This window comes from Enterobacter sp. RHBSTW-00318 (assembly GCF_014101375.1).
Classification (GTDB): Bacteria; Pseudomonadota; Gammaproteobacteria; order Enterobacterales; family Enterobacteriaceae; genus Enterobacter; species Enterobacter ludwigii.
In genome coordinates this window covers 1,523,881-1,541,750 of the sequence record NZ_JABXQH010000001.1, presented here as the reverse complement: position 1 = coordinate 1,541,750, position 17,870 = coordinate 1,523,881, and the positions used below count along the sequence as shown (strand labels likewise).

The window sequence follows — 17,870 nt, the reverse complement described above, 5'->3', positions numbered from 1 at the left end:
ACAGGACGAATTTGCCCTCAGTCTAAAATACGTTTCAGATATTGCTCAGCCGTACTCTCCATCTTCTCCACGTCATCTTCGGTGAGATGCAGGAAAGGACGCGCGGGCATCTTAATTTTATACGCCCCGATTGTGTTCCACTGCTCAAAGTTGGAACGGGATTTTTTAACGAACCGGTTACCCACTGAACCATCCTTGTTCTGGCGGTAGTAGGCTTTCTGGCTGCGGGCCGGAATGCTGATTTCCCCACCTTCCTGATGAATGCGGGCATATTTCACATTGGTCCCGACCGTCGCCTCATCATTCGTGCTGTACTGCGTGATACTTGCCGCCAGTCGACCGCTCTTCTGGAGAATTTTACCTCCCCGGCGCTGACGGGCATATGCCGGGCTCCAGCCCATCCACGCGGGCCGCCCCTGTTGCGCGAAGTTTTCTTCAACCGCATCTCCCATAGCAGCGGCCATCTCACGCATCAGGGGGGCGCGGTTTTCCAGCTTTTTAATGAGTTCACCGAGTGAGCGCTCAAAGTCACCAATGTCATACCTGATGGCGTAGCTCATGATTTCAGCTCCAGCAGCTGCGCCGCGCGTTCAGATAACACATCGCCAGGGGTGACTGTGGCACCGGCGTTTACAAGCGACAGACGCCAGCCATCGTCAGACTGCACACCACGCACGGCGCGGGTGCCGTTCTGCCCGGACAGGAGCCACACCAGAGCGTCATCATCAAGCCAGACACCAGCAGGCTGACGGAGCAGAACGGGAAGCTCTGACCACATCGGGCCCGGAGCTAGCCGGACATCCTCTTCGTGAATACTTAATGTGATCGCACCGTTAACACCACGCTCTTCGAGGCGATTCAGCAGCTCAGGCTGGATACCGCCAACGCGCCTCAGGTCGCCACGGGTCTTCTGCCGCACGCTGACGGTGTCGACCCAGCGACGCACATCATCGCTGACGGCATCCAGCACAGCTGGTTCAGACAGGGTTTCATGGATAGCCTGAGAGGCAATCCGGGGCGTGGTAGTTGCAGATTTATCCATCAGGCGCTGTCCGAGAGAAGAGAGCCAGCCCTGACCCGGATTGTGCCCGAATCCGGCATCAGGCGTATAAAGCTCGCCGTTGAAGCGTAACGCCTTAACGTCACGGGTTTCTTTTGGTCCCCATGCCTGCTGTACCGTGACAATGTCCTGCTCCCATGATTTGACCTCAATCCCCATGCGGTCTGCATCTGCCTGAGTTCGGGCACGAATGCGGCAGCGGCAGTGGTAACCGTCAGGCGGGTACATAAACTGCCACACTGGATCGTCATAGCGGGCAGTGAAGCCATTGAGTCTGGCGTGGAGTGGCCGGGTGTGCATATCCATGACGGCCACGCGTTCCCATATGGGGCGAAATTCCGCGTTGGCCATCTGCTCCGCATAGCGACCGGCACCATAGGCCGCCTGCATATTGGTTTCAAAGATGGTGCGCAGACGGCGTGGCGTGAGTTGCTTACCCTCCAGAACGCCATCGTCATCGGCGACCAGCCTGGTACGGTCGGCGAGCCAGCCCTTACGGATCAACGTTGGGGTAATCTGCCGTTCGAAGTCACGAAGCGTGCCGCCGTTAACAATATGCTCGCGCAACGATTTATGAATATCCTCAAGCACATCCTGTTTAAGGACGCCCGCCACGGTGAAACTGGTGGCATGGGCGCGGGCTTCAATATCGTGCCAGTTAAAGCCGGTGGCGTAGCCCTTCGATTCGAAGTAGGCAATCGCTTCTTCGGGCTTTAACCCGATGGCGTACCCCAGATCAACATCAGCTTTCGGCATTGAGTCGCCCCCAGACTTCGCTGACAAACAGTGCCTGTTTTATCAGCTGTTGCAGCTGCGTATCATCCAGCTGAGGGTAACTCGCAGCAATGATATCCAGTGCCTCATCAGGGCTTTGCCCCTCTCTCAGAGCCGAAACCAGCGGCGCAATCAGCTTATCCATGGCCACCGCGATGCTCTCCCCAGGCGACGTGGCGCTGTCCAGCGCATCCTGAGCAGGGTCAACAACCTCGCCCGTGGTGCTCAGTGCCGCGAAATGGCGGAATACCGGCGTGGTGCTCAGCCCTACCGGAGAGGAAACAGCAGGCGGCGTCAGCACAGCTTCGTTCTCTTTTGGCACCGGAATCCCGACCTTTTTGTGTATCCATGACGTCGGGATAGTGTCCATCCCGGCGCGTACCAGCGCGGAAACACCATTGGCAAAGGTTTCAATGCTCTCCAGCTCACGGGTATCAAATACCAGGCGCGGCTGACGGCGCGGGCTGACGTTATAACCATTAATGGCCAGTAACATACGAATGAAGCCACGATAAAACCCTTCCAGCTGGCGGGCATCAGCGGTCAACAGATCGTGCCGGACTTCGTTATGCACATTACCAAGGGCATTTGTTGAGGACTTGCCGTCCGCCTGTGACGTCAGCGTGCCGCCGAGAATGACCTTTGATTCGGTACGTTCGCACCAGTTAATCATCGCCATGAAAGGATCGGACTGCCCCTCGGCGGCATCCTTAAATTCGATTTTGGTGTTATCAGGGATGATCCCCGAGGCGTTATGACCGATGCTGACCAGCGCCTCCATAAGTTTATCCTGTTCATCCTGGCTGGCCCCGGACATATACGACCCGATACGCGGTGGCAGCCCGTAGATTTCCAGGAACTCAGCGAGATCGCGCACGCTGTAGTTTTTAAACAGATAAGGCCAGACCAGTACGCGGTATAAGCCGGACTGCGCGATATAGCCTGACTTGGCGTTGTGCGTATGCACCAGCCAGCCAAACGGCCAGAGTTCTTCTCCACCCAGCGTGCCGGTGTTAAGACGCACCTCATCCCCGGCTTCCGGCGTGGTACAGAACCAGCGATGCGGACGCAGTTTGATTTTGACGGGAAGCCAAAGATTGCCGTCAAGTTCCCACTTTTCAATCTCCTGAGCGGAAAAGCCATGCCCGATAGCTTCAGCCGCATTCAGGGTAATATCTTCCATCTCCTGAAGGTCAGCGAACCAGCTGGCCACCATCGCGGCGATCTGCTTTTCTTCCGCCGTCGCGTTCGGCGGTGGCTCGATGCTCCAGTCCAGAGTGAGCAGCGCATTCTTGCGCTTGGCCATTTCAGAAAAGATATGCCCGTCCCGCTCAACCATATCTTCGAAAAGGTCAGCCTGAGCCGCCAGGTCGCCGCGTTCAGCCGCTTCCAGCAGTCTAGGAAGCCGAGCAATGGTCATTCCCCGTGAGGGGTGAGTTGGCCAGTCACGCTGCAGCTCGAACGTGCGGGAGGTCTGGGGGGCTTTAAGCACCTCTTTATTAAGCGGGCGACCATACTGGTCAAGAATCTGAACCATTATCAAAATCCTCCTGAAGGACCGAACCTGTCCCCGCTATGTCCACGGCGGGGAACAGCTTTAAATTCGAAATTACCAGCGCCGGAAACGGCCAGCATCCAGAGCATATGCAGGGCATCAGGCCCGTCATCATGGTCAGCTTTGGGGAAGTGCCGGAGCTGGTCGATGAGAGTAGTCTGCGAAGGGTGCAGGCGTATCAGGCCGTTGGCCATATGTGGCTGCAGTGACTCAATGCGCAGGAGCTTATCAACCGAAGGCGTGACGGCTCTGGCAGGAACGGGGATACCCATCGCAGCGGAGCGCTTCACCAGTTCGGTGCGCAGGAACTCCTGGAACTGGACGGACTCGACCGCCCAGACGAGGCAGTTATATTCCCGCTGCAGCTCGATAACGTCAGAGATAATTTTGTCCGGCACACGCTTTCGGATACGCGCTTCAACAACATCCAGAATGCCGGTGAAGCGGTTGAAACCGCCAACCAGCAACGCAGAAGGGTCCCGGCTGTTGCCGTGTTTACCCAGGCTCGGATCACATGCGCCATAGAAACGCCACTCGTTAAGGCGGTTGACCCAGAAATTAATACAGCCGGTAAATGGCGCATCTTCGCCGCTGACGGGATCGTTCTGATATTCCGCATCAAAGGTACTGTGGCCATCACGGGCACGGATGAGCATCAGGGCATAAAGCGGACGCGCAGCCCATGACACCACGGCTCCTTCATCCATCTCAGCCTGATGCTCACGGTAGTACGCCTGTGCCAGCATCTGACCATCTTCGTCGTTGTTGCGCAGGATTTCTTCCCACTTATCCCACAGCGACATATTGTGCGGCCAGCTGATAAGCGCTTTGAACCGGGCCCGCGTCCATAGCGGATTTTTAAGGGTGCGGGAAAGCACGGAATCGTAGTGCAGGATTGTCCCGATATACACCACATCGAATTTGGCCCCCGCGCCGCCGAGCGGCAGTACGGTTTTTTTGAGCCAGTTATCGAGCTTGTCGCGTTGCTCAGGGTTACGCACCAGCTCATCGTTCTCGATATCATCGAGCACAGCCAGGTCAGGACGATACGGGCCATGGCGCAGACCACGCAGCTTTTTGCCACTACCGGCGACCTGTACCTTAATGTCGTTTCGGGTGAGGATTGTCCCGGCCTGCCAGACGCGGCCACCGCCCGTCGCTTCAGGGAAGTCCATCAACAGGCGGGGGTTAAACTGCAGCTCCGCCTTTATCGCCTCCAGCATCGGATAGGCCTGGTCGATGGAATCCATAATGATGACCGGGTAATGCTTGAGCGCCAGCACAATGCACCAGATGACAAAAAGCTGACTCACGATGGTGGATTTGGCTTCACCACGCGGAGCTGCGATCGCATCGTTCTGGCTCCCCGTGGCCTGGATGATTTCAGGCAGGCGCTTATAAAGATAGTTATGCAGCTCACTGCGGGCGGAATGGCGGACATAGTGCGGAAAATAATGCTGCACAAAGTATTCAAACCCCGTTACAGGGTCAGCAACGAGGCCGCGACGCTCAGCAATTGCTGCAGCGGAGGGGTCAAAGCCCACATCTTCGGCTTCAATGGTGCGACGCAGACTGGCGGAGAGTTCCGCCAGTTCGGCAAGAAAATCTTTGCTGGATAACTTAGTTCTGGCCATGATTAATTTGCCCTTAACAGCCTGTTAATGGTGATTGCGGAGGGCTTTATTAACCTCGCTGATGAAGCGGTTCATCGACTCGATGCCGGTTTTATCTCGTTCAACATCGAGGCTGTAGCAGCCTGTCGACGTCGCGACGGTTACGTTTCTGCCGCCCGCGAACCGGACGCCCAGCACGTCACTGGCCATCACATAGTTTTCACTGTTAACCCGGATTAACTGGTCAGCCATAGTGTTGCTCCATCTCCTTGCCGAAGGGTTCAAGGATTTCCACGAATGCGGCCAGATGCTTTGGATAGTGCTCGGCGACAAATGCGCTGAGCTTCTGGATAACATCCAGCGCCACCGCCAGCTGGCTTACCTCCGGCAGTATTTTCTTGTTTGCTGCGACAGCTTTGTTAAATGCATCAGCAAGGCTTGCCAGAAGCTCGACGCGTTCCCCCGGAGGGAGCTGAGACTCGGTTGTAAGCAGTTCCAGCGTGGTCTGATACTGGGTCATTAACCCGGTGAGAATGGCGCGGCCAATCTCTTCAAGTCCATTACCGGCCATAAGGTGAGCGGCGCGTAACTTATCCCAGTCATCGCCTGCGTCCTGTGCTTCCTTTTTCCAGCGGCGAGCTGTCGCAAATGCCACGCCAGCCTGAGCGGAGGCGATTTCGAGCGACATCTGGCCGAAGATATAAGATCGTCGCAGTTTTTCCCGTGTTTCCTGCGGATGCGCCATATCACAGCTCCAGTTTTGCGCGAATGAGCAGAATCGCTACCGTGATGACGCCGCCCGCGATGCCACCTGTAATCGCACCCGCAGAGGCACCACGGCGAGCGGCATCGTCGCTGATGGTAGTGAGACGAACATCAATCCGGCTCAGCTTGTCATTAATCCCGCCCAGAATGTCCGGGCTGACGGGAGCCTGCAGGCGATCGAGCTGAGCGGAAATCCGGCTCAGTGTTTCCTGTTCGCTCTGGCTGATTGTCGCGCGGCGGGTTCGGCGCTTGTGTCTGGCTTTCATTTATCCTGTTTCCTGTCCAGTTTGTTATCAATGCGCTCGATAGCCGCTCGCAGCTCCCTCATCGCATCCATCATTGCGGTGTAGTTACTTTTTGCATCCTCACGGCGCTGGTATTCATCCCGGATGCGATCAACCGCCTTTTCCAGGTCGGTGATGTCTTTTTGCAGACGACGTATCCAGATGGTGCCGAAGGTCGCTGCCAGCGCCAGCGCAATCTGAAAGGCTATATCAAGAGTCATAATGTTTTTCACTTCCTGTAATACTCGTTTATTGCCTGCAGCCTGCTCTCAATGAGCTGGCACCATGCGCCGTATTCCGCTGAAAACGCCACTATACCCCTGGGGGAGAGTCCGCCACCGGAGCCTGTGGCCTGGCCGGAATGACCAGAAGTGCCGCTGGCGGTGGCTGGCAGATACTGACCAGCGGGGAGACCTTCGGCTCCGGGGTAGCCGAAGGCTTCGCGGAAGAGCTGCAGGCCGCCAGGACCAATGCCGGTATAACCAGGACCATCTTTATCAAGTGCATCGTCAAGCCTCTTTTTAAGATCGCGAACAGTCTCATCATGTTTCTTTTGCTTTTCAGCCAGCTCGCGCGTCAGCGCATCCGCTTTCTGCTGCCAGGCGTTCTGCTTATCAAGAGCAGCCTTCAGGTCAGCTGCATACTGATTCGCAGCGCTGAGACGCTCCTGATCCCACTGCCGTTCTTTTTCACTGAAACCATCAGTCAGGCGTTGCTTCTCCTGGCTGAAGGCCAGCGCCTGAGCGTCCAGCTTGTTGCCTGTGATGAAGGTGCCGAACCATATCCCGCAGCCTGTCAGCACCACGACGACGAGCAGCGGTTTCCAGCTAACCTTCAGGATTTTCAGGGCTGCTTCCCACATCGCGCACCTCTCTGGCTCGTTTGATGGACATGTGTTTTGATGCCTGGCTCTGTGCCACCCATGCGCCCAGATAGGTGAGATACAGCTCACCAGGTGTTTCTGGACGGGTAACGGTGAGCCAGACCAGCACGAAGGAACTGACCAGAAAGGCCAGAAAAACGATGGTGTCTGACGTTGAGAGACGACCGGTGGCCGGGTTCGTCACCAGATCGCGCAGAGAGATCGTCATAGCGCCGCCTTGGCGACATTCAGCCGCGCCACGCGGTCGGCCTGACCTTCAGCCGGAGGGTTGATACGGCGGGTGACAGCCAGAAAATCGCCTTTGTCCGCCAGCTCATTGCAGCCATTAGCCTTCCAGTACCAGGCCGCGCTGCGGGCTGCGTTGAGATACTCCAGTAACAAATCGGGATTAGCGATGAGATCGAGACCCAGCGCCTTACCACAAAGCAGGTAATTATTGCGCAGGGTAATCTGAATCAGGCCACGCCCGCGAAAGCGCCAGCCATCGCCTGATGCTTCATTACCGTTACCACCCTGATTTGCGTAAACATAATTCGCCATTTTTTCAGGGTTACGGGTATAGCGGCGGGCAAATTCAATCTCGCTGGGCTCAATAATACGATTCTTATTGAGATCGAAGTCGCTGCGGAAAATACGCGCCACGCGCTCAGCATCTGAATAATAGAGATTTTCACTGAGCCGACTGAAGCCCGCGCTCTCGTGGCCGGTTTGAGCAATAAAGGCGGCAAGCCGGGCTGGTGTATTAATCTGGAATTCAGCGGTGGCTTTACTGAATGGTTCAAACCAGCGTTGCGCCATCACTGGCGAAAGGCCCGCTGCTCGCTGAAATTGTGGGAGTGTTAAAAGCATAACGCCATCCGGTTAAAAAGGGATGGCGTCAGTATTTCATCGGGTTAGGTGAATAATCAGGTGAAGGGGTTCAGTGGCTTATTGACTAACATCAATTATCTCTACATCGTCACTTTCTTCAATATGCGCAGGAGGTGGGTTGTTAATTGCAAATTTACATTCCTTACCCTGTTTTATGTATGATTCACCCTGCGCATTCACAGCCTTAACATTATCAGTTTTTAATGAAGATAGCCTTGATATCCAATATGAGTAAGCTGCTGCTGGTAACGTAGCGCAAGAGCTAAAAGGTGTAGGGTTTAAAAGAAGATTCTCCCCATACAATTTTTTCGCATCCTCATCAAGGAGGAGGAAATGACGACTCACTGCAACAACTTCAGGTGTAAGATATCCCAGACTCTTGTACATATCAAAAACAGCAGTTGCACCCATTAAAGTGCTCTGCGTTTCATTAAATATTCTCTTAGTTTCCTCAAGTTGATTTTTATAAGTCTCAACTGCTTTTGTATTGGGTACTGTTTTTGCTACTGCAGTAGTACTAAATACCACCAAGAAAAATGCCACATATCTCATTGCATTGCCCATTAGAATAATTTTCCTTGACTGTTACAATCTTTGTTTTTCTGCTGTGCAAGAAGTTCCCACGCAAAGCGATCACTAAAACCATACTTAGGGCAAAGAAAGGTCATGGCCATAAGAGAGGATGAACCTTGTCCACGCACTTCGGCGAACTCGGCTAGAAAGCGACGGTTACGTAATTCACGAAGGGCACGATCACAGCGGGGTAAATAGAGAACTTCGCCGCCAAAATTCTTGATGAGTAATTGGGTTTTCTCATCGCCGATAGTATCGCGCAGGAGGGCTGCGCGGCTGGCCCCCATAGCGCGGAGGCCTTTACCTATCGGGAACGTGGTGCCACCAAAAGCAGAAAGAAGCTGCTCGGTCGCCGGGAAGCCTATCAGGTCAGCTATTTGTATCACTGCTGATGGCAGCAGCTCCGTTACCTGTTCCAGATTCATTATTACGCTCCCGCTTTTTTCGCCGACTCGCATCAATGCTGAGAGCCTGCATGAGTTTGGTTAACTGTTCTGTCGTCAACCACTCGATGTATTTGACGTGGAACATATGATCGCACATTTTCTCGGCATAATTCCACGGACGTTTTGCATCTGCAAGTAATGCATGAATTTTAGCAAGAATTGACTCGCGCGTATTGGCAACCTTTGGACGTCGACCATGTTTTGCTGAGTAGCGAGGAAAGCCCTTACCATGCATATATTCCCTGACAGCCTGCAGTTCGTCGAGAGTGCATTTAGTGGATGATGTTTTACCGTTGCATAAGCGAGACAGAACACTACGGTAGGTTACATCATCCCACCCAAGATATGCCTGACCCGCTTTAATAGCCCCGATAAGGCCTCGTTTTGCTGGCGTGGACATAATATTTCTCCTGTTGGTTGCCATTATCGCAGGCACTTTGTGAAGTGCCTGCTGTAATGACTTACTTTAAAGGTTCCATTTTGCTGACGGATATACCACCGATTTTCCCTTCAACCCTGACAACCAGACGACCATTGCGCATATGCCAGGCTTCTGAGCGGGTTATTACGGTCTCCCGTTCGGGCATACCTGGTGTCGGGTGATACAGGAAACTGGAGCCGACAGGAAAACGCTGGTTAAATGTCTTCGCCGTCAGGTTTCTGAGCAGACTTTTCATCGTTCTCCTCCATATGTGCATCGGTTGCAATAATGCTTAATGGCCATAAGAGAAATGCGAACCAGCAATTCTGGCAGGATAAATTAGCCAATCCCACCAATCGGACCAGGATGCATGCCCAACACCAGCCAAGTGTCAAATACATCGCCAGAAATATGAGGATGAAAGCTATATCCATCACTGTATTCCCCGAAGTTTCTTGAAAGACTCAATCGCCTTTCTCATATCAGCCTGAATCCCCTTATTAAGAACGTTGCGGTTACTCGCGTCGTAATAGTTGAACCGCAACTTAAGAGGAACCGACAACAACTCAACAACCTGGCTGTTATCACGGAAGAACCAGACACGGCGGTTGCCGTTATCCTGGAACTGGCAACCCGTTACGCTATGCATAACTCACCTCCGTTAATGGGTGACGTTTACGGTGGATCGCAATCGACACGCTTTCCCAGTCCTGGTAAAGAAACAACAGACCAAGCTCACAGGCGCGATCAAACTCCCTGGTTGCGCCTGTGCTCTTTTCCCAGCCGTTCAGGAGGAAAACAGCATCAGCCTGCTCAAGCATGGACAATGTAATTTGCAGATACTGCTCATGCTGCAGGCCGTCAGGAAGAATGGCCGGATTGAGGACGGTGAAGCCGCGCTCTTCCAGGATGCGAGCCTCAGCGTTGAATTCATCGCGGTTAAAGTTGTGATACCCGGTCATTGGACCTGCAATGAAAACCACCGGCTTACGCTCAGAATGTTTGTTTAAATTCATCAGAGATACCTCACATGATTTTTCCAGCGGTTCTGTGCAGCGCTGCGTTTCTTCTTGTCGCACCACTCGTTGCCAGGCTGGGGTATCGTTGCCGGCCATCCTGTCATCGCTTTACGGTTACTGAATTTGAAAGGCATGCGCAGCAGTCTTCTTGCTTTGCGGTTTGTCATTTGGCAGCCTCCTCAGAGCGAAACATCATGATTGTCAGAGCGCCCTTTGTGGCAAGACGAACGGTTGTACCAGGCTCAATGCTCTGCAGTTCGAAAGCGTCGTATAACTCATCAATAGCCTTCTGACGACGTGATGACTTGCGGTGTTTATCCCACGATTTCAGAACAGCAGAGGTAAACCACTTACCGGTCTGGACCATGATGAATAGCCAACCCATGAAGGCGAGCCCGGTATTCAAAATTTCGGTGATTGTCATTTCTCTATTCATCTCCCTGGTCGAACAAGATTCGCGAGTAACCCGCATTGGTAGATACTTCCAGCCATCCATCACACCGTTCACCGGTTCTGAGATTTATCACGCGAGAATGCTGGTATTGAGAGCCTCGGATATCTTCCAGTTCATCATCGCTGAAAAACATCGGCTCTCCGCAGTGAGGGCAGTAGCATCCGTAATCACCATCAGCGCGCCCAATTTTGTTAACTATGAGAATTTCGTTGGTAGCCATGTCACTATCCTTTACCGGCAACGCGTTCTGCGTCATACAGCCATGCATCAATCGGATTCAATGAGTTTTCGATTGGTGCCCCTCCTGATTGATACATCAGCTGCCTTGCACGTAAAAACAGCTCGTTCACAGCTTCCAGCTCATCCAGCTGCGCCAGCACATTAGGGTCACAAACATCAACAACCGTTAGCGCGTTGGCACGAGCAAACTGGACATCAAGCGCTGTAGCCAGATTGCGAACCAGCGCGGCAGACTCAGCGCAATGTAGTTCTTTCGCCAGCGCATGCCCGGCTGCTACGAGTTCTTTGACTGGCGTAGTTTCCAGTTGAGGCGAGGTTTTCATTTTGTCACTCCGATCTGTTCGCATTTATTAGCTGAACTGCTTACCGCGTGATGTAGCTGCGCATTACGTCCAGCCAGATATCCCTCGCTTTCCGCCTTATCCGTTCCTCTGGCTTTGCCGGGTTTGCGCGGTTCCAGCCTTTTCATGCCTTCGCTTAATTTCCTGCTGCGGTAGCACTCCATCAGAGTTGTCTCCGCCTCCGTGACGGCGAAATCACTGACAACGGCATAAGCACCGTTGACCCATGCGGAGCAGAAGGTATCGGCGCGGGCAACTTTTGTGGCCTGTTTGATGTTCTTGCGTAATGTGGATAGGTAATCACGGCGGGCTTTCACCAGTTGCTTACCCAGAACTTCGAATGAGTATGCCGCTATCTGAGGGCGTTCGTCGGGGCCGTAATAGTGTATGGTGCGTTTTGCTGGCTTGCCCCACTGCTCAGTGCCATGGCTGGTGTAAAACTTCACGCCAAAAACGCGGGCGACCATCTCTGCCAGTATTGCCATATATTCCGGCATCTTCTCAGCATGAGAGGGGGCCTTCTGGGTAGAAGCTTCATTGATATCAATCAAATCAGCATCAGCCTCAGTCAGCTTGTGGGTTTCCATCAGACGCTGAGCACGGCGCAGGGCAAGTGCAGCTTCTTCAGCGCTGGAGTTATTACGCGCCATCGCGATCAGCTTTTTAATTCTCTGGATATATTTCTCTTTATTTTCCATTGTTCAACTCCTGAATTTGGCGTAAGCCAGCCCCTGCGGGTTTACGCCATTTTTAAAAGTGATTTAAATTACGGTTAAAATCAGTTGACGGGTTTCAGCGATTTAATATTCGCGAAATAAGGCTCCTGATTTATTTCCACGACCGTGACCTTATAAAGGTCATTTGCCACATCTACCGTTCTGACTACACGGCCACCGCGTAAACCTGTGGCTGGCTGATAGATAAATGAACTGCCTTTAGGGTAAAGGGCATTGAATTCTTTAGCTTTCATCTGGAACACCCCAGCCACGATGTGCGGCATGACGACAGAACTCCATACGCGAAGCCGCATAAATAGAGTTCACCTCCATTTTTGCCAGACTGAATGCCTGTTTCCATGAATCCGCCGCCCGCTGAAACTCGCCGTTCTGTTCGGCAATGACAGCGCTGGTTGCATACGACATGAAAGGGCTGCATGGTTTGTCCGATTTAGCACGATCAAACAGAATGGCCATCTCACCCCCCCACGCCAGCGATATCGAGAGGAATGGCGCGATACTGATCGCTTTCACCAACGCGCTCATAAACACGGATATAAGAACGGCTGCCGACAACCTGAACAGCCTCGCCGATGGCCTCCATCGCCTTAACCCAGCGAGCGTCTGTAATATCGAGGCGGCGCAATGCCAGAACCGCGCCGGTATTCACTTCACCTTCTTTTTCCGTCTGGAATGCACGGGTGATGATGGCGCGAATCTCCGGGCGGGCATTCTCGGTCCAGTCTGCCAGACATTCATCAATCAGTGATTTAGCAGCCTGCAGGCGCTCGTCAAATGCGATACGGTCCTGCATGGCACGCTGAACCTTATAGCGGCCATCATAGCTGTAGAGCGTGACGTTACCTTTTTTGCCGCCCAGGCTGACGCCGTACTGACTGGCGGAGATATCAACAAAGGCTCCGATATCGGAAAAGCCGCTAAGCTTGAACTCTGCCAGTGCAGCACTCAGGGCCGTCGCTTTTTCGACGATGCTACGCACCAGATCGTCACGCATCTGGTCGGTATCTTTGATCAGACTGACAGGGGTCAGTACGCCCTTGGCGTCAATCCAGTAACCCTCTGGCGCTTTTTTTTCAGTGAATTGCTTGTTTTCAGTGGACATTTTTACTCTCCTTAAATTGACGCGTTACTTTCTTAACGACTTCGTTAACCTTTGCCAGCACATGACCAGCCAGACCTTTACCCACTTTGTCAGCCACTTTGCTGACGATATCGCTGTCGCCGTCATCAGGGATAACCCTGCAACCGACTTCAAAACCGCGAGATTTGTCCTTTATTTCAATAACAATCTTTGCCATATATCCCTCTGCTTAATGAAGTGATTCAGACCAGACCACCCGACACCCGCTTTCATCCTGATAGACGCCCTGGCGAAAGCGCCCGTGGCGGTCATTGCCTGTGATATCAAACCGAGCCAGACCCTCTTTTTTCATCCGCTCGCACCATGCATGGCGCACGATACGAATGACCGGCTGTGTGTTGCGCAGGGATACACTTTTCACCTGAACTCCCTGTGCTGACAGAAATAAAATCAGCGTTTCTGCCCGGATCAACGCAGAGATAACGCCTGCGTTGTCGGTGTTTCCTGATGTTCTGGTCATGGTTAAATCCTCAGTTAATGAGCATTTCTGCGAACTTGCGGACAGCGCCTGCGCTGACTGCATGGCCACTGATATCGCTGTGACGGCTGACACCGCGCACCAGTTTGAAAAGACGTCTGGCGTTTCCGTTGCTCGCCCGGAATAGCGCCTCAGATACGTCAGGGTTCTCAGCATCCGGCAGCATACTGATCGCGATATCGCTGATATCGGCCTGCGGCAGGGATTCGCCGATGTTGAGCGCCAGACCCACGCGGCTGAAAAGCTGCTGATACTCACCGCGCTTGCCTTTAAGGTTGATAATGAGGCGAGGCATCCCGGCCAGAACGACACCGATACCGGCTTTGTCGTGGATGCGGCGCAGTGTTTCCAGCGCACGGTATGGAAGGTTCTCAGCCTCATCGACCATCAGGAGGCGACCTGAATCACGCAGGGCAGCAATGCAGGCTTCGCTGAGTTCATGCATGTTGCCGCGTTTGCTGAGGCCAAGCAGCCCACACAGCTCTTCGAGCACAACACGGGCGGTATAGCCGGGGTCGGCCTCTATCAGCAGCGCATCACGATGCCTGGACGCGTATTCACGCAAAATCATGGTTTTACCCAGGCCAGCAGCGCCATAGAGAACGTTAATCTCCCCATCCAGGTGCGCCAGGCGAATGACCTCAATACCCTTGCGGGAGGTCACTGTGGGGATATAGCGCGGCGTGATGCGCCGCGATTTTTCCTTGTCGGCTTCGCGGGCAATGAAGCTGCGGGCCAGCTCGTCGATGCTGTCCACATCACCCTGATATTTTCCCTGCAGGTACTGATTAACCACTGCCGGGCTTTTACCAAAAGCGCGGGCCACCTGTGTCTGGCTGTAACCCTTGCGGGACATAAGTTCATTCAGTTCTGTTTGTAGGCTCATATGTCTCTCACTTACCGGGTATTACCGGTTTTTTTCAGATATTCTTCACGGTCGGTTTCGAGGAAGAAATAATGTTCTTCTTCCGTAATCCGGCTGAATTCAGCCGGGATAAAGCTCCCCAGATCGTCGAAGCGCTGGCCCGGTAATACAGAGCGGCCCTCTGCCTCAATTTCCTGGCGTTTGTCTTCAATACGGTTGAGGCGGCGCTGGCGGCGTTTCTCAACTGCCACATCCATTGCGCTCACCGGTATTGCGGCACGTTTATTACCGTTCCAGATCGCAGTACAGACGTAGGTACCATCCATCCGGCGAACGATAACGGAAGAGGGATCGTGAATATCGAAAGCCACCCGCACCTCTTCGCTATCCACCTGGATCAATTCTTCAGAGAAGTAGTCGTTGTTAAAAAGACGCAACCAGCCACGCTGCGCGGTACGCACCATCTCCGGCATAAAGGCTTCGCGCAGCTCAACATCAGTCAGATATTCAATATCGTCACCTTCAGCTTCGAGAACGGCACGACGATAGGCAGCCGGAGTCATGTGACGCCCGTTACGTTTTGGAAGCTCACGATGTTCATGCGTGTTGTTGTATGCATCAACTTCGCTGGCGATTGCGTCAAGCAGCTGCTGCCAGGAGGGCAATTTACCCAGGGCATTACGCTGTACTGGCGTCAGCTCCCGTCCGTTCTCCTGCGCCTTGATGGCTGACTGGATGGCACGCGACGTGATGCGGGCATGCTCCCGGTCAGCACTGTCGCCGCTGAACGTATCGAACTGCATGGCCACACGGCGGGGAACACCCTTGTTAAGCCGTTCGATGATGCCGCGAGACTGAGGACGTCCCGGAATACTGGTAGGGTGCTCAATACCAAGGCGGCTGAAAATACCCGTCACATCGGCATCAAGCGTTTTGTTTGTTTCACCGCCGCCGTTATCGGAATACACAAATAACGGTTTGCCGAAATGACGCATGGCGTAACGGTAGGCATCAGCAACAGCAATAACGCTTTCTGAAAGTGCCAGGCTCCAGCCCGTAATAAAGCGTGTCCGGCCATCAATAATTAACGTCAGCTCTGGAGTGAACGGGCGGCCATGGTCAGGGTGTGCCACTTTCATCTCCAGGGATTTACCATCCGCAATCCAGCAGCCATTAACCGGCATAAGGGACCAGTCACGCTTCTGGAAGCATTCATAAGCCAGCGCAGCAGAGCCACTTACGCGGCCACGGGCTTTCTCGCGACGTGGCAGCTTCTCCATGGCCCGACGAACGGCATCATAAGAGGGACATGCAGCAGCCATTGCAGGCTGGTCAGCATAGATAACAGACCATTCCTCCTGGAAATCCCGGTATGCCTCGCGCAGGGTTGGGCCTTTGCGGTTACGCCAGTGAGCAAGGAACGCCGGGAGCCAGGTAATCTGCTCAGGCTTCTTCGCTTTAAGATGGCCAGGGGCCAGCATGGCCATACGCTCAACGCCAGGCTTTGTGGATTCAAAAATGGTCAGCCATTCCTGGAGGCTACGGGTACCAACACCGGCACGGCTGGAGCCTTTGCGGGCATTGGCCATCTCAGCAGCCTTAAGCAGATGTGCAGGCAGTGTACCTTTACGAGACTCGATAGAGATGTAGTTAACCGCTGCGGTACGGGACATCCCGGCATCGCGCAGTTTCTCCACTTCCATTGCCAGAACGGCACGAGCATCGGCGATCTCTTTCTGTTTATCAGTCAGAGAGCCCACTTCACGCTCAAGAAGAGCCGGGCACTGGCGGATTAATACCAATTCTTCGCGCGGTTTGACTGAGCTTTTTTTTCGTGACACTTCACAAACATCATTTTTTGTTGTGAGTATGCTCTGATAGAGCTGGTCACGTAGGGCTTCTTGGGCAGTAAGAGGTAAGCTATCTACTGAATATTCAATACCGCCCCCCCGACCAGATCTTGATCGTGAAATCCATTGGTGCTTTTTAGCTCTTGCAGCTATACCTGGTCGTGTCTCCGGTAATCCCGGTAAGCGCAACAAGGCCAACTCTTGAGCTGTATAATGTGTTTTCAGGTTAATCTGGTTCATATGATTAATTCCATTCACCTGAAAATGCTTTATGATAACGAGTAGGCCAGATGCTTTCTGGTGCGATGCCGATAGCTTCAGCAATGATTTGCTGACCTTTCGGCCACGGTCGGTCCAATGCGTTTTTCAGTGCCCCAGCACTTTTGTATCCATGGTGCAAAGACAAACGACGAAGTGACCAACCTTGCTTATGAAGAGCTGCAACGATATCGGCTCTATGCCAGTCAGAATCTTTCTGGCTTTTTTTTGCGCTCTCGAATGTACTCATTAGTTAATCTCCGTGGTTCAACTCATAAGTACAATATGATCGAATTCGAGTTATGTAAACCTGAAAACAAACTAAATTTTCTGTTTTCAGGTTGCTCACGTCATCAAAACAGCCAAAAAACAGACTGTTTTGTTTTGAATTCAATCTCTTACATCAAACATGAAAAACTTGAAAATAAGTTGAGGGATTTTTCCAGATATGGCCAATAAACCTGAAAACGAACTAAAGAGTGAAATTGGTACTCGTATTCGAACTCAGAGAGAGGCTTTAAAACTTTCGAGGAGTTATGTTGCGGATAAGCTTGGGGTCGCGCTATCAACGCTCCAAGCATGGGAGAATGAAGACAGGGAACCTAGTGCTACTCATATACTCAAGCTTTCTGAGTGCCTGAATGCATCTGTAGCATGGCTAGTCGCAGGTGATGAAGTGGCAGAGCCCTCCAGTTCTTTGCCAGTAGTAACATCTGGGTCAACTGCTATTGATGTTAAGGGCAACGAAGTGGACCTAGAAGAGTTTGTCTTTGTACCTAGATACAATGTCTCTGCATCGGCTGGTTACGGGGCTTTAAATGACGATGAAAGCCCGATGTTTACTGTCAGCTTCCGCCGATATTGGGTTGTGAATCATCTTAAGGCTGACCCTAGGAAATTATCAGTTATCAGTGTCATAGGTGACTCAATGATGGGGGTCCTAAATGATAAAGACGTCATCCTTGTTAACCATGGGGATAGAGATCCTCATGAGGGCATTTATGTCATTCGCTTGGATAGTCAATTACTTGTCAAACGTGTGCAGCGCTTACCGGGTGCTCAGCTCAGGATTAGCAGCACAAATCCAGCCTTTGAGCCTTTCCTGATTGATTTGGATAACATCCCAAGTGATTTCGACGTGATTGGTAAAGTAGTCTGGTACGGAAGAGTAATTTAGTAGGCTTTAAAATGTGTTTAATAGCGATCCACTCGCTATCATTACTGTGCAAAACTTAGTGCAATT

31 protein-coding genes are annotated in these 17,870 nt (G+C 52.7%); 1 reads left to right on the top strand and 30 read right to left on the bottom strand.

The genetic code is table 11. The annotated features are described in order from the left end of the window. Positions 1–17: 17 nt before the first annotated feature. The 30 genes from HV157_RS07690 to HV157_RS07545 all read right to left on the bottom strand — a co-directional run bounded on the left by HV157_RS07690 (position 18) and on the right by HV157_RS07545 (position 16,877). A complete protein-coding gene (locus HV157_RS07690) occupies positions 18–560 on the bottom strand; it encodes a phage virion morphogenesis protein (protein WP_047063499.1) in 543 nt (180 codons plus the stop codon). Further along, positions 557–1,816, bottom strand: coding sequence for a phage minor head protein (locus HV157_RS07685; RefSeq protein WP_085406139.1), 1,260 nt, complete (start codon positions 1,814–1,816; stop codon positions 557–559). The genes HV157_RS07690 and HV157_RS07685 overlap by 4 nt, the downstream gene beginning before the upstream one ends. Further along, positions 1,803–3,371 carry a DUF935 domain-containing protein gene (locus HV157_RS07680; RefSeq protein ID WP_063924408.1) on the bottom strand — a complete coding sequence of 523 codons (1,569 nt, stop codon included), beginning with the start codon at positions 3,369–3,371 and terminating at the stop codon, positions 1,803–1,805. Before HV157_RS07680 ends, HV157_RS07685 begins: the two co-directional genes overlap by 14 nt. Before the next feature lie 2 nt (positions 3,372–3,373). Beyond that, positions 3,374–5,023 carry a phage terminase large subunit gene (gene terL, locus HV157_RS07675; RefSeq protein WP_023311732.1) on the bottom strand — a complete coding sequence of 550 codons (1,650 nt, stop codon included), beginning with the start codon at positions 5,021–5,023 and terminating at the stop codon, positions 3,374–3,376. Positions 5,024–5,047: 24 nt separating this feature from the next. After that, positions 5,048–5,254: a hypothetical protein gene (locus HV157_RS07670; protein ID WP_023311731.1), complete on the bottom strand. Its 207-nt coding sequence runs from the start codon at positions 5,252–5,254 to the stop codon at positions 5,048–5,050. Continuing rightward, a complete protein-coding gene (locus HV157_RS07665) occupies positions 5,247–5,747 on the bottom strand; it encodes a DUF1804 family protein (protein ID WP_000941096.1) in 501 nt (166 codons plus the stop codon). The genes HV157_RS07670 and HV157_RS07665 overlap by 8 nt, the downstream gene beginning before the upstream one ends. Position 5,748: 1 nt before the next feature. Then, the gene (locus HV157_RS07660) at positions 5,749–6,033 is read right to left on the bottom strand and encodes a hypothetical protein (protein WP_021567611.1); all 285 of its coding nucleotides are present in this window, start codon (positions 6,031–6,033) and stop codon (positions 5,749–5,751) included. Beyond that, positions 6,030–6,272, bottom strand: coding sequence for a hypothetical protein (locus HV157_RS07655; protein ID WP_182378449.1), 243 nt, complete (start codon positions 6,270–6,272; stop codon positions 6,030–6,032). The genes HV157_RS07660 and HV157_RS07655 overlap by 4 nt, the downstream gene beginning before the upstream one ends. Before the next feature lie 8 nt (positions 6,273–6,280). Next, complete coding sequence (locus HV157_RS07650; RefSeq protein ID WP_023311730.1) at positions 6,281–6,913, bottom strand: hypothetical protein; 633 nt, start codon at positions 6,911–6,913, stop codon at positions 6,281–6,283. Then, on the bottom strand, positions 6,879–7,142 hold the full coding sequence (locus HV157_RS07645; RefSeq protein ID WP_023311729.1) for a DUF2644 domain-containing protein: 264 nt from the start codon (positions 7,140–7,142) through the stop codon (positions 6,879–6,881). Before HV157_RS07645 ends, HV157_RS07650 begins: the two co-directional genes overlap by 35 nt. Beyond that, a complete protein-coding gene (locus HV157_RS07640) occupies positions 7,139–7,783 on the bottom strand; it encodes a glycoside hydrolase family 19 protein (protein WP_023311911.1) in 645 nt (214 codons plus the stop codon). Before HV157_RS07640 ends, HV157_RS07645 begins: the two co-directional genes overlap by 4 nt. Before the next feature lie 78 nt (positions 7,784–7,861). Then, a complete protein-coding gene (locus HV157_RS07635; protein WP_045261524.1) occupies positions 7,862–8,368 on the bottom strand; it encodes a hypothetical protein in 507 nt (168 codons plus the stop codon). Continuing rightward, a complete protein-coding gene (locus tag HV157_RS07630) occupies positions 8,368–8,802 on the bottom strand; it encodes a Mor transcription activator family protein (protein WP_023311913.1) in 435 nt (144 codons plus the stop codon). Before HV157_RS07630 ends, HV157_RS07635 begins: the two co-directional genes overlap by 1 nt. Next, a complete protein-coding gene (locus tag HV157_RS07625) occupies positions 8,747–9,223 on the bottom strand; it encodes a regulatory protein GemA (protein WP_072001475.1) in 477 nt (158 codons plus the stop codon). The genes HV157_RS07630 and HV157_RS07625 overlap by 56 nt, the downstream gene beginning before the upstream one ends. Before the next feature lie 61 nt (positions 9,224–9,284). Further along, on the bottom strand, positions 9,285–9,500 hold the full coding sequence (locus tag HV157_RS07620) for a hypothetical protein (RefSeq protein ID WP_023063184.1): 216 nt from the start codon (positions 9,498–9,500) through the stop codon (positions 9,285–9,287). A gap of 177 nt (positions 9,501–9,677) precedes the next feature. Beyond that, positions 9,678–9,893 carry a hypothetical protein gene (locus HV157_RS07615; RefSeq protein ID WP_023311916.1) on the bottom strand — a complete coding sequence of 72 codons (216 nt, stop codon included), beginning with the start codon at positions 9,891–9,893 and terminating at the stop codon, positions 9,678–9,680. After that, positions 9,886–10,260 carry a DUF4406 domain-containing protein gene (locus tag HV157_RS07610; protein WP_023311917.1) on the bottom strand — a complete coding sequence of 125 codons (375 nt, stop codon included), beginning with the start codon at positions 10,258–10,260 and terminating at the stop codon, positions 9,886–9,888. Before HV157_RS07610 ends, HV157_RS07615 begins: the two co-directional genes overlap by 8 nt. Next, complete coding sequence (locus HV157_RS07605) at positions 10,260–10,430, bottom strand: hypothetical protein (protein WP_158513304.1); 171 nt, start codon at positions 10,428–10,430, stop codon at positions 10,260–10,262. Before HV157_RS07605 ends, HV157_RS07610 begins: the two co-directional genes overlap by 1 nt. Continuing rightward, the gene (locus tag HV157_RS07600) at positions 10,427–10,687 is read right to left on the bottom strand and encodes a DUF4752 family protein (RefSeq protein WP_023311919.1); all 261 of its coding nucleotides are present in this window, start codon (positions 10,685–10,687) and stop codon (positions 10,427–10,429) included. Before HV157_RS07600 ends, HV157_RS07605 begins: the two co-directional genes overlap by 4 nt. A gap of 4 nt (positions 10,688–10,691) precedes the next feature. Continuing rightward, positions 10,692–10,937 carry a hypothetical protein gene (locus HV157_RS07595; protein ID WP_000224583.1) on the bottom strand — a complete coding sequence of 82 codons (246 nt, stop codon included), beginning with the start codon at positions 10,935–10,937 and terminating at the stop codon, positions 10,692–10,694. Between the two features lie 4 nt (positions 10,938–10,941). Next, entirely contained in the window at positions 10,942–11,280 is a 339-nt protein-coding gene (locus HV157_RS07590) for a hypothetical protein (RefSeq protein ID WP_023311920.1), read from the bottom strand. Further along, entirely contained in the window at positions 11,277–11,996 is a 720-nt protein-coding gene (locus HV157_RS07585) for a DUF2786 domain-containing protein (RefSeq protein WP_111995282.1), read from the bottom strand. Before HV157_RS07585 ends, HV157_RS07590 begins: the two co-directional genes overlap by 4 nt. An 80-nt stretch (positions 11,997–12,076) precedes the next feature. Then, on the bottom strand, positions 12,077–12,268 hold the full coding sequence (locus tag HV157_RS07580) for a hypothetical protein (RefSeq protein ID WP_032663812.1): 192 nt from the start codon (positions 12,266–12,268) through the stop codon (positions 12,077–12,079). Next, a complete protein-coding gene (locus HV157_RS07575) occupies positions 12,258–12,491 on the bottom strand; it encodes an ANR family transcriptional regulator (RefSeq protein WP_045261529.1) in 234 nt (77 codons plus the stop codon). The genes HV157_RS07580 and HV157_RS07575 overlap by 11 nt, the downstream gene beginning before the upstream one ends. 1 nt (position 12,492) lies before the next feature. Beyond that, positions 12,493–13,137: a DUF3164 family protein gene (locus tag HV157_RS07570; protein ID WP_182378447.1), complete on the bottom strand. Its 645-nt coding sequence runs from the start codon at positions 13,135–13,137 to the stop codon at positions 12,493–12,495. Further along, positions 13,127–13,333 carry a hypothetical protein gene (locus HV157_RS07565; RefSeq protein ID WP_058653834.1) on the bottom strand — a complete coding sequence of 69 codons (207 nt, stop codon included), beginning with the start codon at positions 13,331–13,333 and terminating at the stop codon, positions 13,127–13,129. The genes HV157_RS07570 and HV157_RS07565 overlap by 11 nt, the downstream gene beginning before the upstream one ends. A 12-nt stretch (positions 13,334–13,345) precedes the next feature. Beyond that, positions 13,346–13,636, bottom strand: a complete 291-nt coding sequence (locus tag HV157_RS07560; protein ID WP_023311925.1) for a hypothetical protein — start codon at positions 13,634–13,636, stop codon at positions 13,346–13,348. 10 nt (positions 13,637–13,646) lie between these two features. Then, positions 13,647–14,540, bottom strand: a complete 894-nt coding sequence (locus tag HV157_RS07555) for an AAA family ATPase (protein WP_023311926.1) — start codon at positions 14,538–14,540, stop codon at positions 13,647–13,649. An 11-nt stretch (positions 14,541–14,551) separates the two neighbouring features. Further along, positions 14,552–16,609, bottom strand: a complete 2,058-nt coding sequence (locus tag HV157_RS07550; protein WP_128299432.1) for a Mu transposase C-terminal domain-containing protein — start codon at positions 16,607–16,609, stop codon at positions 14,552–14,554. A gap of 4 nt (positions 16,610–16,613) precedes the next feature. Further along, complete coding sequence (locus tag HV157_RS07545; protein ID WP_038637756.1) at positions 16,614–16,877, bottom strand: helix-turn-helix domain-containing protein; 264 nt, start codon at positions 16,875–16,877, stop codon at positions 16,614–16,616. Positions 16,878–17,075: 198 nt separating this feature from the next. On the opposite strand from HV157_RS07545, the gene HV157_RS07540 reads away from it, so the two are divergent. Next, complete coding sequence (locus tag HV157_RS07540) at positions 17,076–17,804, top strand: helix-turn-helix transcriptional regulator (RefSeq protein ID WP_075200074.1); 729 nt, start codon at positions 17,076–17,078, stop codon at positions 17,802–17,804. Positions 17,805–17,870: the final 66 nt, after the last annotated feature.